At 59.4% G+C, this 11,804-nt stretch carries 15 protein-coding genes; 11 read left to right on the top strand and 4 right to left on the bottom strand.

The annotated features are described in order from the left end of the window. Positions 1–50: 50 nt before the first annotated feature. On the bottom strand, positions 51–890 hold the full coding sequence (locus ACNOHI_RS20285) for a methyltransferase domain-containing protein (protein ID WP_420476520.1): 840 nt from the start codon (positions 888–890) through the stop codon (positions 51–53). A gap of 186 nt (positions 891–1,076) precedes the next feature. On the opposite strand from ACNOHI_RS20285, the gene ACNOHI_RS20280 reads away from it, so the two are divergent. Beyond that, complete coding sequence (locus ACNOHI_RS20280) at positions 1,077–2,105, top strand: AraC family transcriptional regulator (RefSeq protein ID WP_420476519.1); 1,029 nt, start codon at positions 1,077–1,079, stop codon at positions 2,103–2,105. A gap of 11 nt (positions 2,106–2,116) precedes the next feature. Here the strand turns inward: ACNOHI_RS20280 and ACNOHI_RS20275 are convergent, their stop codons facing one another. Then, positions 2,117–2,515: an Ig domain-containing protein gene (locus tag ACNOHI_RS20275; RefSeq protein WP_420476518.1), complete on the bottom strand. Its 399-nt coding sequence runs from the start codon at positions 2,513–2,515 to the stop codon at positions 2,117–2,119. Positions 2,516–2,677: 162 nt separating this feature from the next. After that, positions 2,678–2,998, bottom strand: a complete 321-nt coding sequence (locus ACNOHI_RS20270) for a GYD domain-containing protein (protein WP_420476517.1) — start codon at positions 2,996–2,998, stop codon at positions 2,678–2,680. A gap of 302 nt (positions 2,999–3,300) precedes the next feature. On the opposite strand from ACNOHI_RS20270, the gene pssA reads away from it, so the two are divergent. The 9 genes from pssA to ACNOHI_RS20225 all read left to right on the top strand — a co-directional run bounded on the left by pssA (position 3,301) and on the right by ACNOHI_RS20225 (position 9,321). Further along, positions 3,301–3,933: a CDP-diacylglycerol--serine O-phosphatidyltransferase gene (gene pssA / locus ACNOHI_RS20265; RefSeq protein ID WP_420476516.1), complete on the top strand. Its 633-nt coding sequence runs from the start codon at positions 3,301–3,303 to the stop codon at positions 3,931–3,933. Between the two features lie 286 nt (positions 3,934–4,219). After that, positions 4,220–4,438 (top strand): hypothetical protein, encoded by a 219-nt coding sequence (locus ACNOHI_RS20260; RefSeq protein WP_420476515.1) that lies wholly within the window; start codon positions 4,220–4,222, stop codon positions 4,436–4,438. A 221-nt stretch (positions 4,439–4,659) separates the two neighbouring features. Next, positions 4,660–5,184: a hypothetical protein gene (locus ACNOHI_RS20255; protein WP_420476514.1), complete on the top strand. Its 525-nt coding sequence runs from the start codon at positions 4,660–4,662 to the stop codon at positions 5,182–5,184. Continuing rightward, positions 5,181–5,525: a hypothetical protein gene (locus ACNOHI_RS20250; RefSeq protein WP_420476513.1), complete on the top strand. Its 345-nt coding sequence runs from the start codon at positions 5,181–5,183 to the stop codon at positions 5,523–5,525. Before ACNOHI_RS20255 ends, ACNOHI_RS20250 begins: the two co-directional genes overlap by 4 nt. Positions 5,526–5,936: 411 nt before the next feature. Beyond that, positions 5,937–6,209 carry a hypothetical protein gene (locus ACNOHI_RS20245; RefSeq protein WP_420476512.1) on the top strand — a complete coding sequence of 91 codons (273 nt, stop codon included), beginning with the start codon at positions 5,937–5,939 and terminating at the stop codon, positions 6,207–6,209. 141 nt (positions 6,210–6,350) lie between these two features. Further along, complete coding sequence (locus ACNOHI_RS20240) at positions 6,351–6,584, top strand: DUF3563 family protein (RefSeq protein WP_420476511.1); 234 nt, start codon at positions 6,351–6,353, stop codon at positions 6,582–6,584. Between the two features lie 450 nt (positions 6,585–7,034). Next, positions 7,035–7,826 (top strand): amino acid ABC transporter substrate-binding protein, encoded by a 792-nt coding sequence (locus tag ACNOHI_RS20235; RefSeq protein WP_420476510.1) that lies wholly within the window; start codon positions 7,035–7,037, stop codon positions 7,824–7,826. A 69-nt stretch (positions 7,827–7,895) separates the two neighbouring features. Further along, on the top strand, positions 7,896–8,549 hold the full coding sequence (locus ACNOHI_RS20230; protein WP_420476509.1) for an amino acid ABC transporter permease: 654 nt from the start codon (positions 7,896–7,898) through the stop codon (positions 8,547–8,549). Continuing rightward, positions 8,530–9,321, top strand: coding sequence for an amino acid ABC transporter ATP-binding protein (locus tag ACNOHI_RS20225; RefSeq protein ID WP_420476508.1), 792 nt, complete (start codon positions 8,530–8,532; stop codon positions 9,319–9,321). The genes ACNOHI_RS20230 and ACNOHI_RS20225 overlap by 20 nt, the downstream gene beginning before the upstream one ends. Before the next feature lie 44 nt (positions 9,322–9,365). On the opposite strand, the gene ACNOHI_RS20220 is transcribed toward ACNOHI_RS20225, so the two are convergent. Next, the gene (locus tag ACNOHI_RS20220; protein ID WP_420476507.1) at positions 9,366–10,211 is read right to left on the bottom strand and encodes a phytanoyl-CoA dioxygenase family protein; all 846 of its coding nucleotides are present in this window, start codon (positions 10,209–10,211) and stop codon (positions 9,366–9,368) included. Positions 10,212–10,437: 226 nt separating this feature from the next. Here ACNOHI_RS20220 and ACNOHI_RS20215 point away from each other — a divergent pair, with 226 nt between their 5' ends. Further along, positions 10,438–11,787, top strand: coding sequence for a pyridoxal phosphate-dependent decarboxylase family protein (locus tag ACNOHI_RS20215; protein ID WP_420476506.1), 1,350 nt, complete (start codon positions 10,438–10,440; stop codon positions 11,785–11,787). The last annotated feature ends 17 nt before the right edge of the window (positions 11,788–11,804 follow it).

Genomic DNA, 11,804 nt, shown 5'->3' with positions numbered 1-11,804 from the left:
AACACATGCACTTCTTTCCTGACCCTGATTCACATCTTCAATTTCCCTCGTTACCCGTTCTTACGCCTGATCACAACTTCAAGATACTCACTCGGCAGCACCAGCGTTTCATCTCCGGAACGGTTGCGACTCTCCATGAGCGAAAGCAGCTCCCGGGCGAAAGCGTCCTGCTTCTCCTCATCAAGCGCACCAAACGCCTTGTTCATTGGCCCGTAGTAGGTGCGGAACACGTCAAGGAAATGCTCCGGCGAACGGTAACGGAACGTGAATTGCCGCGTAGTCGCCTGAATCTCCTGCGCACTGCTTCCAAACAGTTCTTGCAGCCTTTCCTTCGTCCCCCACAGCGCCGGTGATTTGACTCCTGGTGCCGGCGGAATGTACTTGCCGATGGTCTTGAACACTTGGCCAATGAAGCTGTCCGGCGTCCAGTTCGCCAAGCCGATCTTGCCCCCGGGCTTGCACACACGCGCCAGCTCAGCCGCAGCTTTCTCCTGGTCCGGCGTAAACATCACGCCAAAGGAAGACATGACCGCATCAAACGATGCATCAGGAAACGGCAGGTTCTCGGCGTCTGCTTCCTGAAAACGGATCTCGTACCCATCCGCCTGCGCGCGCTTGCGTCCCGCTTCGAGCAGCGAAGGTACATAATCAGTAGAGGTCACTTCACACCACCGCCGTGCGGCGGCGAGCGTGGCGTTGCCATTGCCTGCGGCAACATCGAGCACGGTTGCGTCGGAGTGCAGGTCAAGCGCTTCGCACAGGTTCTCGCCGACGATTTGCAGCGTGGTGCCGACGACGGCGTAGTTGCCTGTGGACCAGGCGGCCTGCTGGCGCGCCTTGACTGCGGCGAGATCGATAGCGGGTGTGGATGGTGAAAGGACTGCGGACATGAATACTCTCCTGAGAATTGGCTGGTGGTAAGTGTTGATGCGGCACTTGCTTTTGCGCCTCGTCCTGACGTTGAGCCATCGCTAACCGTCGGTGAGGTACGGGTCTAGTATTCATTGACTGCCCTCGGGTTTGAATGACCAGGCGTCCAGCTTTCTTGCCCGCGACGCCGGAATTGGAGCGGCGAGATGGATGCGCTTTCTGATGTCTTGCGCGCCGTGCAACTCAACGGCGCTGTCTTTCTAAATGGTGAATTTTCGGCACCCTGGTGCGTGATCGGCAAGCCCGAGAGCGAACTATGCACGGCGTACCTGCCGCCGTCGGACAGGGTGGCGTCATATCACCTCATCACCGCCGGTTCTTGCTGGGCAAGCCTTGGCGACGACGATTCGGCGATACAGGTGCATGCGGGTGAAATCCTGGTCGTGCCGCAAGGCGAGATGCATCTGCTGGGGAGCGACCTGGCGTTGGCCCCGATCCCTTCCGCGCCGCTGCTGGCGGAGTGCCTGCTGTCACATCCGGGAGAAGTGCTGCGCATCGTTTATGGCGGCGGCGGTGAGCAGACCCGCATGGTGTGCGGTTTCCTGACGTGCGATGAAGTGTTGAGCGATCCGCTGCTTAACGCGCTCCCGCGCCTGTTCAAGGTCGACATGGGCAGCGACAGGGAATCGTCATGGCTGGCATCAGCGCTCGGTTTTGCCGCGATGGAAGCCGCCGAGCCGCGGGCGGGCTCGACCAGCGTGCTCGCGAAGCTGTCCGAACTGCTGTTTGTGGAAGCGGTGCGGCGCTGGATCGAAACCTTGCCGGAACATGAAGCGGGATTTCTTGCCGCATTGCGCGACCGCTATGTCGGGCGCGCGCTGTCGCGCCTGCATATGCAGCCCGCGCATCCCTGGACCGTTGACGAGCTTGCCGGCCATGTTGGGTTGTCGCGCTCGGCGTTGTCGCAGCGCTTTACCGATCTGCTCGGCCAGCCGCCAATACAGTACCTGGCGCGCTGGCGGCTGCGGCTGGCGGCGCGTGAATTGCGCAGCGGCAGGAAGTCGCTGGCCGAGGTCGCCGGCGCGGTGGGGTATGACTCGGAGGCTGCCTTCAGCCGTGCGTTCAAACGCGAATTCGGGCTTCCTCCTGCAAGCTGGCGAAGCAGTCGGGATGCGCCGGTTGCCATGGCCGGGCATGGCATGTTGGGGCGAGCGATGGGAGGCAGTCCGCGGTGACGCCGCGTATTTCAGCTGACAAAGAAAACAGCACTGGTTGTCACCGATCCGGTAAAGCAATCGGCAGACGCGCGTACCGTGTAGGAGAAGCTCCCTTGAAATCCGGCGACTATTCCTGAAATTCGCCCACTGCTCGGATTGAGCGAAAGACCACTGGGCAGCATGCCGCCAACAAGGTCGAATCGCAGTATGGAGTTATCCAGGCCGTTACTTGCCGTTACCTCTATCGTCGGATCAACGCTGACCAGCGCTCCGACAGGAGCCGAGCGATTCGGGTAGAAAATCTTCACGACGGGGAAAGGTGGGTGTGTCTGACATGCAAGCGTCGTTGCGTCATTGCTTCCGCCGCAGCCTGCCAGAGTGAAAACCGCCATCACACTGAACAGCGCGATATAGCGTTTGCTTCTCATGTCTTTGCGTGCGTGATGGGGATCAGGTCTTGCGTGCAACAGGAGACAGACCGGGTTTATCTACTTTCGATTCATTCATCGCGGTCTGTCCCTTGGTCCTAGGCAGAAAAGCGCGTCAAGCCAGAGAATGGATGGTGCGCCAAACGCGCGTGCCTGGCATATTCATCGCCCTGGGGGTGTATAAGACACGTCCATCTTCGCCGCCTTGTCCACTTCGTCTGGTGCCATCAGTACCGTGGTCTTGCATTTCGCGAGTCCGGCCGCGTTGACCTTCAATGCGATCGCGGCGGCGCTGGCGTTGTCGGGGACATCCGCAACGATGATGACGTCCCGGTCGCCGAAGGCAAAGTAGAAGGATTCGACCTTTCCGTCGACCGAACGAAACATTTCCTCCACGGTGCTGCGGCGGTGCGTTCCGCCTTCCTTCAGCAGGCCGCTGATGCCCTCACCCACGTAGTTGGCTTCGAACAGATATTTCGCCATGACAGTCCTCCTCGAAGTAGAGGCTGGCCCGACGCAGTCTCCGTGGATCAACAGGCCATGCTGTCATCCGGGCACCTGGCTCCGCGCTGCGGAAGGCGCGACACGGTTCAGCCTGCGTCGCACACGTTCAGCATAGATTCAGGACGCATCCCAAGTTTGATCGGCCTCAAGCGGGTTGGAAGAGAATAAACAGGGGGCAGGCCACGCACGCGACGCTCGTTTTCTTGCCCGATCTCCAAACGCGTCGTTGCCCAAAGGGTTATAGAAGATATTCCAGAGATACCGCGATATCGCCAACCCCTATGCCCTCTCCGAATCCACGCCCCCGGCACTTCTCGATGATCCGGGAGTTCCATCTTGCGGACTTCCTCACGCTGGCCAACGCGGCGTGCGGTGTGCTCGCGCTGTTTTTTTCCATGCAGTATCTGCTCGGCGGCGAGTTGGCGGATTTCTTCCTCGCTTGCGCGATGGCGCCGCTCGCTTTCCTGTTCGACTTTCTCGATGGACGCGTTGCGCGCTGGCGCCAACAGCACTCGGCGTTAGGCCGCGAGCTGGATTCACTGGCGGACGTGATTTCGTTTGGTGTTGCGCCTGCCACTCTGGCATTTGCCGCAGGGATGCAGACCACGGTCGACAAGATCGCGTTGATCTATTTCGTCTGCTGCGGGGTGAGTCGCCTGGCGCGGTATAACGTGACGGCGGAAAGCTTGTCGGAGGGGGCGGACAAGGTCTCCTATTTCGAGGGGACGCCGATTCCGACGAGCGTCGTGCTGACGGCTCTGCTTGCCATTGCGGCGTGGCAGGGGCGGTTGGGCGATCAGTTGTACGGCGGTCAGTGGGAGATGGGGCCGCTGGTGCTGCATCCGCTGGTTTTGTTGTTCGTTCTGTCTGGATCGCTGATGATCAGCAAGACTTTGCGGATTCCGAAGTTGTAGCGGGAGTCCAATCAACATTCAGTCAGGAACGAGGTCACGTCTTGGCTATCTACCCCCACCTAACCTCACGCATCCGCAGGATTAGCTTTTGCGGATGCAGTCTGTAGGGCGCTCCGCCCCTATTGCTCTCCTTCGAGCTTTCCTCGCCCATGGACCGTCTCAACCTGCGTTGAATTTTGCCCCGGGCACTACTTGCCTATTATTGATATTTTTATAATAATTTCAGCGCAACAAATGTTGCAATTAATGCATCTTTCATCCTCCCTTTAAAGGAAGTCAGGTTCCTATGATCACTGCGACCATCCTCGTCTTGCTCGGTGCTGCCGGGCTATTCTTTGTAAGCCGCCGCGAGTTCTACCGGCGGAATGCATCCGGAATAGAAGAATTCGGCGGCTTTACCGGAATGCTTGCCACAAAATTCCTCGAGCGAATACTGCGAACCGTATCGGTATTGCTTCTGCTCGCAGGCGCGACGCTGTTCGCTATCTCGTTAATGCGGGGATAACGCGCGTCGGTAGATTAACCAGGGCGATCTGTTCAGATACGCACCATCCTTGTGCGAACTCGTAGAGCGGACGTCGAGTGCGCTCTACACACACCCCTGTTTCACTTCATACGTAAGTCGAGGCGGTTCAGGTCTTGTATTAACAATTCCGGGCTTGGACAGTGCCTCCTGCGTCTTGGCCCCTGTAGTGCACCGCCACGTTTCAACTTCAAGGGATAACCATGCCAGGACAGACGCCAGCCACGCGCAACATAATCCCTTTGAGCGCCAACACTGGGAGTAACTTTTCGCCTTCGACCGAACCCGTTGCTATCGATCCCCTTACCGTTCAGGTGATAGTCAACGACGGGCGCTTGCTCAGCCGAGGGTCTCAATGGGGGCACGTGGCAATTGCAATCGACAAAAAGGTCTACTCCCGTGCTCACTCGATCTATTACACAACCACGCTGGACAAGTACCTCGCCGATAACAGCTATCGCGATAGCACGAGCCTTGTCCTTCGCGTTTCGAACACCGAGAAACAGATGATGCGGTCGGAGCTCGAACGACGCGTGACCAGCAATGGCAAGTACAGTCTTTTTTCAAACAATTGTTCGACGAACGTCGCTGATGTACTCCAGATGATTGGCATACTGGCGCACGATCCTCGTTACTTTGATACACCGGTGAGCCCGAAGGAATTGCTGATTGTCGTATCCCGATCGAAGCGCTTGGCGAAGCGAATCGACTACCCTGCAAAAAAATGAAAACTTCGCTCCCCCTCAAAATTTTCCTTGGTGCCGCTTTGGTTTTCGGCGGCCTTTACGTGGCCATGAAAAAGCAAACTCCGCCGTGGACCGGTCCATTTATTGGAAAACGTGTCGTCATCCAGAAGGAAACGGATCCCTCACTTTCGACGTCCTGGGTTTTTGCAGATGTGGACGATTTCAAGAAAATGTTCATGCTGCAGAAAGGCGATGAGTGCTTCGTGATGACGGAACCAGAATGGCGGTGGCAGGATGCAAAAGGAGGCTTTACTCTGGTGCCTGTCTTTTGTCCTGCAAAGGGAGGCGGTTGGACAGATCAGCACATACTGGACGGCGCCTGAACGAACCGCAACGGGATCTACGCATTTACCGACCATGAAAGACATGCCTGATGTTCAAACGCCGGATCCTTCCTTGCCTCAGCCCGCTTCCCGGCACCTTAGCCTTCGTCTATTGGTGGGAAAACACTCTAATCTCTATCCCATTGTCCGAGACCGTCTGGACGTTCTATCTCCACTTGACCGGTGAAACCTATCCAGGGCTTGCATCGGACCTGGAATTCCTCACCGCGATAGGTATTGGTTTTCTCCTATCCTATGGCGGCCTGAGGATATTCCGCCTCCTTAAAAAGACATGGATGAAGTAAGACCGATTGAGGATTCAGGAATGGGGGCGAGTCATCCCACTTCGCGAATGCGAGGTTGCGGAAGTAAGCCCGTTTTCGTTAAAAGTATAAGGAAGGATGCGGCCCGATGAAGCGAGTTCCGCGCCCTGGGCTGCTTTGCGCAGCGGCGACATTCCTGGTTCTCGCGCTGACGAAATACCTGTTAAGCGCGGGTTCGCCAATGGCCGGCCTGCCAGCATCGTTTATTGAGTGGTGCCTGGCGACCTACAACCCTCGGAACGCCGAAGAGGTTGCGGATATGGAGTTGGTGATTGCATTTGCGATTTCCACCACGCTGATGTTTGCGCTTGCCTGTGTCGTACTTGTTCTCCAAAAATGGCGCCGAGCGGGCAAAGCCTGAGATGCAGCGGCAGGTTCTTTTCCGCGCATTTCTGGATCATATTCACAAACCGGATACCTGAAATTCCCAAACGAAAGTTCTGTTTTGGTGCTCGCCGCCTACACTGGAAGCACAAACAGAGTACTTCAAGAGGAAAATAAAATGTCAGCCGTATCCAATATGCCGCATGTGATCGCAGATGCAGTTCGCGCAGCAAGCCATGCCGCCCACGACTTTTTCGAACACCTCGGCGATTCAGTGAGCCACAGCATCATTGAAAGCGAACGTGAACGCGAAGAAGCGTACCTCGCCGAATCAGCCGACCTCGCCGACCTGGAATGCCGGATGCACGATCTGGATCACGCACGCCAGCACCACGTGTTCTGGACGACCTGAACACCTGCCTCCGAGTCGGGAGTTCGGTGCGATGCCAGAAGCACGAAGCGGAGGATGAGTCCTCCGCTTTTTCATTCTTGTTGCTGGTCTGTTGATGCATCTACGGGAGGGTGACTCCTTTCGATTTCACCGACTCCCCTGTCCCCGTCATTCCCGCGCAGGCGGGAATCCATAAGCCGGTTCAGACTGCAAACGCACTATGGATTCCCGCCTGCGCGGCAATGACGGGATGCTTTTCGAAGACGTTCGACCGTAGTCACCCGCCTTCGAACGTATGCACCCGACGCATTCAGCTTAACGGTCTACCAATACCGCACTTGTCATTCCGCTATCGCACGAAGAATTGTCGAACAGATAACCCCTCCCTCTCCCGTAGCATTACTGATCGGAAAGCGCGCGACTTTGTGGAATAATCGCGCGTTTGCCCATTTCGATTTCCGAAAAACTCCCATGAAGAAAACGCTTTCCCTGCTTTCCGCAGCCCTCGTTGCGGGCGCCCTCCTGTCCGCTTGCGACAAGTCTCCGGCACCGGCTGCTTCGGCACCCGCCGCCGCCACCAAGATCGTCATCGGCCTGGATGACAACTTCCCCCCGATGGGTTTCCGCGACGCGAAGTCGAACGAGCTGGTCGGCTTTGACATCGACCTGGCGCGCGAAGCCGGCAAGCGCCTCGGCGTCGAGGTGGAATTCAAGCCGATCGAATGGAGCGCGAAAGAAGCCGAACTCGGCGGCAAGCGCGTCGACGTACTGTGGAACGGCCTGACCATCACCGAGAAGCGCAAGGAACAGATCGCCTTTACCGCGCCCTATCTCGAGAACCGCCAGATCATCATCGTGACGGCCGCGTCGCCGATCAAGACCAAGGCCGACCTGAATGGCAAGGTCGTCGGCGTGCAGGAAGGCAGCAGCGCCGTCGAAGCCATCCAGAAGGATGAGGCGGCGAAGGGCCTGAAGGAGCTGCGCAAGTTTGGCGACAACGTCGCGGCCCTGATGGATGTGAGCACGGGCCGTCTCGATGCGCTCGTGGTCGATGAGGTGGTCGGCCGCTACTACACGTCCAAGAAGCCGGGCGAATACGTCGTACTGGACGAGCACTTCGGCACCGAAGAGTACGGCGTGGGCGTGCGCAAGGACGACACGGCGCTGCTGGGCAAGCTGGACAAGGCGCTCGACGACATGAAGAAGGACGGCGCGGCCGAGCGTATCTCGACCCAGTGGTTCGGCAAGAACATCGTCAAATAAGACTGCCCGCTCCGGCGGGCCTTACTGCCTGCATGACCCGGCCCCGCGCCGGGTCAGCGGGCCAGCAACATGAACTACCTCTTTGAAATCATGGGTCCGCTGCTGGATGGCAGCGTGGTCACCCTGAAGGTCTTTTTCATCACGCTGGTGCTCTCGGTTCCGCTGGGCCTTGCGCTGGCGCTGATCCGCGTCTCCCATTTCCGCGCCGCGAGCGGCGTCGTCAGCGGCTATATCTGGCTGATGCGCGGCACGCCGCTGATGCTGCAGATGCTGTTCATCTACTTCGCGCTGCCCTGGGTGCCGGTCGTCGGCATTCGCCTGCCGGACTTCCCCGCTGCTATCGTGGCGTTCACGCTCAACTACGCGGCCTATTTCGCGGAGATCTTCCGCTCCGGCATCCAGTCGGTGGATCGCGGGCAGTACGAGGCGTCGCAGGTGCTGGGCATGAATTATGTGCAGACCATGCGAAGGATCATCCTGCCGCAGGTCATCAAGCGCATCCTGGCGCCGGTCAGCAACGAGACGATCACCCTCGTCAAGGACACCTCGCTGATCTACGTGCTGGCAATGAACGACCTGCTCCGTGCGGCGCGCGGTATCGTGCAGCGCGACTTCACCACCATGCCGTTCGTGGTCGCCGCCGCGTTCTACCTGATCATGACCCTGGTGCTGACCTGGGGCTTCCATCGCCTGGAAAAACGTTATGCCGTCTATGAAGGATGATGCCGTGGAACCGATGCTGATGATTCAGGCGCGCGACATTCGCAAGAGCTTCGGACACCTGGAAGTCTTGAAGGGCATTTCGCTGGATGTGCGGAAGGGCGATGTGGTCGCCCTGATCGGCCCTTCCGGTTCGGGCAAGAGTACTTTCCTGCGCTGCCTCAACCACCTCGAAAAGATCGACAGCGGCCATCTCGCCATTGAGGGCGAAACGCTGGCGACGACCGCTGGCGACGGCGCCTGCCGCTATGTGCCTTCCGCCGACGTGCGCCGGATCTGCAGCAGGATGGGCATGGTGTTCCAGCACTTCAATCTCTTCCCCCACCTCACCGTCCTCGACAACATCATCGAGGCGCCGATGACCGTGAAAGGCATGCGCCGCGACGAGATCGTGCCCAAGGCCGAGGCCCTGCTGCGCAAGGTCGATCTGCTGAACAAGAGCGACAGCTATCCGTCGCAGCTCTCGGGCGGACAGAAGCAGCGCGTCGCCATTGCCCGCGCGCTGGCGATGGAACCCGACCTGATGCTGTTCGACGAACCGACCTCGGCCCTCGATCCCGAGCTCACCGGCGAAGTCCTGCGCGCCATGCGCCAGCTGGCCGACGAGCACATGACCATGCTGGTCGTCACCCATGAAATGAACTTTGCGCGGGATGTTTCGACGCGCGTGGTGTTCATGGACAAGGGTGAGATCGTGGAGGCCGGCAATCCGGCGGAGATGTTCTCGAATCCGCAGCACGCGCGGACGCGGGCTTTCCTCGAGCACGTACTGTAATCACGACGGCACTGCTCTCCCCGTGCAGTGCTGCCGCGGCCACTTTACTCGCCGCTCATCCCCATCACCAGGCCCGCGATCGTGTGCGCTTGCGTGATCGACTCAAGCTCATCCACTACGCGACAAGCAAGATGCCGCCGCACCTCGTGAGGCAGTCTGTCAAAGTACGGCCTCGTCACCTGCAGGTCGTGTTTTTCCGCATTGCGCGCGTCGGGCGCATCGACACCCAATACGAGTACAGGCCGCGACTGGTTTGACCGGTTTGCCGTGCCGCGATGAATGGTAAGTGCGGAGCGGGCGGAGATGTCGCCCATCTTCGGCATCTTTTTCTGCGCCCGCGCTTCGTAACGGTGCCACATCGACTTCGGTGGAAACATCCCGCTGTCGCAAGCGCTCAGATCATCCCATTGCGTGCCGGGGGCGATTTCGAAGGGACCCATTTCTTCCGTGACGTCAACTGTCGTGATGTTGAAGGCGAGCGAGTTCAGCCGGCGTCCGCTGCTGGTGGCGTCGGGAGATGGAAAGTCGCGATGCCAGGGCTGGTCGGCCGATCCCGGGCCGGGCACGTCGAAACCGACTTCCACGATCTTGTAGTCGGGGCCAAGGATGGACTCGCAGACGGCGGTCACCCACGGATGGGTGATGAGGTCGGAGAAGCCGCGCAGGCGCTCCGGGTGGACCTCGACGTAGAAGCGATTCGGGCCCCGTGCCAATGCGCCGCCGGGGCGCCGCAGTGCTTCCGTGAACAGGCCGTCGATATCTTCGCGCAGCTTCTGCACCCACGGCCGGTCGAACGCGCCCTTGAGTCCGATGATGCCGTCACCGTACAGGCCGCCCATGATCTCGGCGGTATCGAATTGGGGTAAACGTGGCTGCAGCACTGCGTTCATGGATGTCGTCCTCTGGCTCTATGTCCGCGCTCGCGGCGCGGTGATGAAATGGAAACGCCCGCATCCTGTTGCCGGCGCGGTGAAATGATGCAGACCGGACAGCGATGAAAAAGTGCCCGTGAGGAATCCAAAGTATTTCATTGCGTCTCTGCAGGCGCGCTCTACCCTGAGAGAAGCCATACCCGATCACAACACCTTGCCTTGAGCAAATAATGGAGACCTTGCCATGAGAGAACTGTTGACCGCCACAGCGCAGCGTGCCATTGCCTATCTCGACGGATTGCCGCATCGCGCTGTTGCTCCTTCCGCGGAAGCCGTGGCACGCCTGCGCGAACTGGATATTCCGCTTCCGGAGGATCCGGTCAGTCCCGAAACGGTCTTGCACACGCTGGATACGTATGGCTCTCCAGCAACAATGGGCATGGCGGGGCCGCGCTTTTTCGGCTTTGTCATTGGAGGGTCGCTGCCGGCCGCCCTGGCCGCCAACTGGCTTGCCAACGCATGGGATCAAAACAGCGCGTACTACAACGTCACCCCGGCGACGGCGGTGCTTGAACAGGTTGCCTTGCGCTGGCTGCTCGACGTGCTCAGGTTGCCGCCGGATTGTGGCGGCGCCTTTGTCACGGGGACAAGTGTGGCCCATCTTGCCGCGCTTGCCGCGGCGAGGCATTCCCTCCTCGCAAAGACGGGCTGGGATGCGGAAGGGAGCGGCTTGTTCGGGGCGCCGCCGCTGGAGGTGATTGTCGGTGCGGAGGCACATCCTACCCTGCTGAAGTCCCTCGCGATCCTTGGCTTGGGCCGAAAGCGTGTCCTTGCGGTTCCGGTGGACAGCGATGGCGCGATGCGCCTCGATGCGCTTCCGCCGTTGACGGACCGCTCCATCGTTTGCGTACAGGCAGGCAACGTCAATACGGGCGCCGTCGATCCGGTCCAGGAAATTTGCCGGCGGGCGCGCGAGGCAGGCGCCTGGGTGCATGTGGACGGTGCGTTCGGTTTGTGGGCCGCCGCAGCACCCTCCCGCGCGCATCTTGTCGAGGGAATCGAGGATGCCGACTCCTGGGCGACCGACGCCCACAAGTGGCTCAATGTGCCTTACGACAGCGGAATCGCCTTCGTTCGTGACCCGGATGCGTTACGGGCTGCGATGGCAATCACAGCGGATTACCTGCCGACGGTCAGCAATCACCGCAATCCGGGAGACTTTACGCCGGAGCTCTCGCGGCGCGCGCGCGGTGTCGAGGTCTGGGCGGCGCTGCATTCATTGGGGCGCAGCGGATTGGCCGGAATGATTGAACGGACCTGTGCACATGCCCGACGCTTTGCCGAGGCCCTGACGGCGGCGGGATATGAAGTGATCAATGACGTCGTGCTCAACCAGGTCCTGGTTTCCTTTGGCAGCCCGGAAAAGACGCTGCGTGTGATCCAGGATATCCAGGCTGATGGGACGTGCTGGTGCGGCAACACGTTGTGGCAAGGCCGGACGGCAATGCGGATCAGTGTCATCTCCTGGGCGACAACGGAAGCCGACGTCGAGCAGAGCATCGACGCGATCTTGCGCATGGCGGCACGGGATTAAGCCGAGACGAAAATCGT

Source organism: Noviherbaspirillum sp. ST9, from assembly GCF_048799745.1.
In the GTDB taxonomy this organism is placed as follows: domain Bacteria; phylum Pseudomonadota; class Gammaproteobacteria; order Burkholderiales; family Burkholderiaceae_D; genus Noviherbaspirillum.
This window is presented reverse-complemented; position numbering and strand designations above follow the sequence as displayed.

Bases quoted from the DNA above. Each gene is read 5' to 3' on its own strand.
- ACNOHI_RS20230 (WP_420476509.1), top strand. From the start codon at position 7,896: ATGAACTACCTCTTTGAAATCATGGGTCCGCTGCTGGATGGCAGCGTG.
- ACNOHI_RS20285 (WP_420476520.1), bottom strand. From the start codon at position 890: ATGTCCGCAGTCCTTTCACCATCCACACCCGCTATCGATCTCGCCGCA.
- ACNOHI_RS20240 (WP_420476511.1), top strand. From the start codon at position 6,351: ATGTCAGCCGTATCCAATATGCCGCATGTGATCGCAGATGCAGTTCGC.
- ACNOHI_RS20220 (WP_420476507.1), bottom strand. From the start codon at position 10,211: ATGAACGCAGTGCTGCAGCCACGTTTACCCCAATTCGATACCGCCGAG.
- ACNOHI_RS20250 (WP_420476513.1), top strand. From the start codon at position 5,181: ATGAAAACTTCGCTCCCCCTCAAAATTTTCCTTGGTGCCGCTTTGGTT.
- ACNOHI_RS20275 (WP_420476518.1), bottom strand. From the start codon at position 2,515: ATGAGAAGCAAACGCTATATCGCGCTGTTCAGTGTGATGGCGGTTTTC.
- ACNOHI_RS20225 (WP_420476508.1), top strand. From the start codon at position 8,530: ATGCCGTCTATGAAGGATGATGCCGTGGAACCGATGCTGATGATTCAG.
- ACNOHI_RS20280 (WP_420476519.1), top strand. From the start codon at position 1,077: ATGGATGCGCTTTCTGATGTCTTGCGCGCCGTGCAACTCAACGGCGCT.
- ACNOHI_RS20245 (WP_420476512.1), top strand. From the start codon at position 5,937: ATGAAGCGAGTTCCGCGCCCTGGGCTGCTTTGCGCAGCGGCGACATTC.
- pssA (WP_420476516.1), top strand. From the start codon at position 3,301: ATGCCCTCTCCGAATCCACGCCCCCGGCACTTCTCGATGATCCGGGAG.
- ACNOHI_RS20235 (WP_420476510.1), top strand. From the start codon at position 7,035: ATGAAGAAAACGCTTTCCCTGCTTTCCGCAGCCCTCGTTGCGGGCGCC.
- ACNOHI_RS20270 (WP_420476517.1), bottom strand. From the start codon at position 2,998: ATGGCGAAATATCTGTTCGAAGCCAACTACGTGGGTGAGGGCATCAGC.
- ACNOHI_RS20255 (WP_420476514.1), top strand. From the start codon at position 4,660: ATGCCAGGACAGACGCCAGCCACGCGCAACATAATCCCTTTGAGCGCC.
- ACNOHI_RS20260 (WP_420476515.1), top strand. From the start codon at position 4,220: ATGATCACTGCGACCATCCTCGTCTTGCTCGGTGCTGCCGGGCTATTC.
- ACNOHI_RS20215 (WP_420476506.1), top strand. From the start codon at position 10,438: ATGAGAGAACTGTTGACCGCCACAGCGCAGCGTGCCATTGCCTATCTC.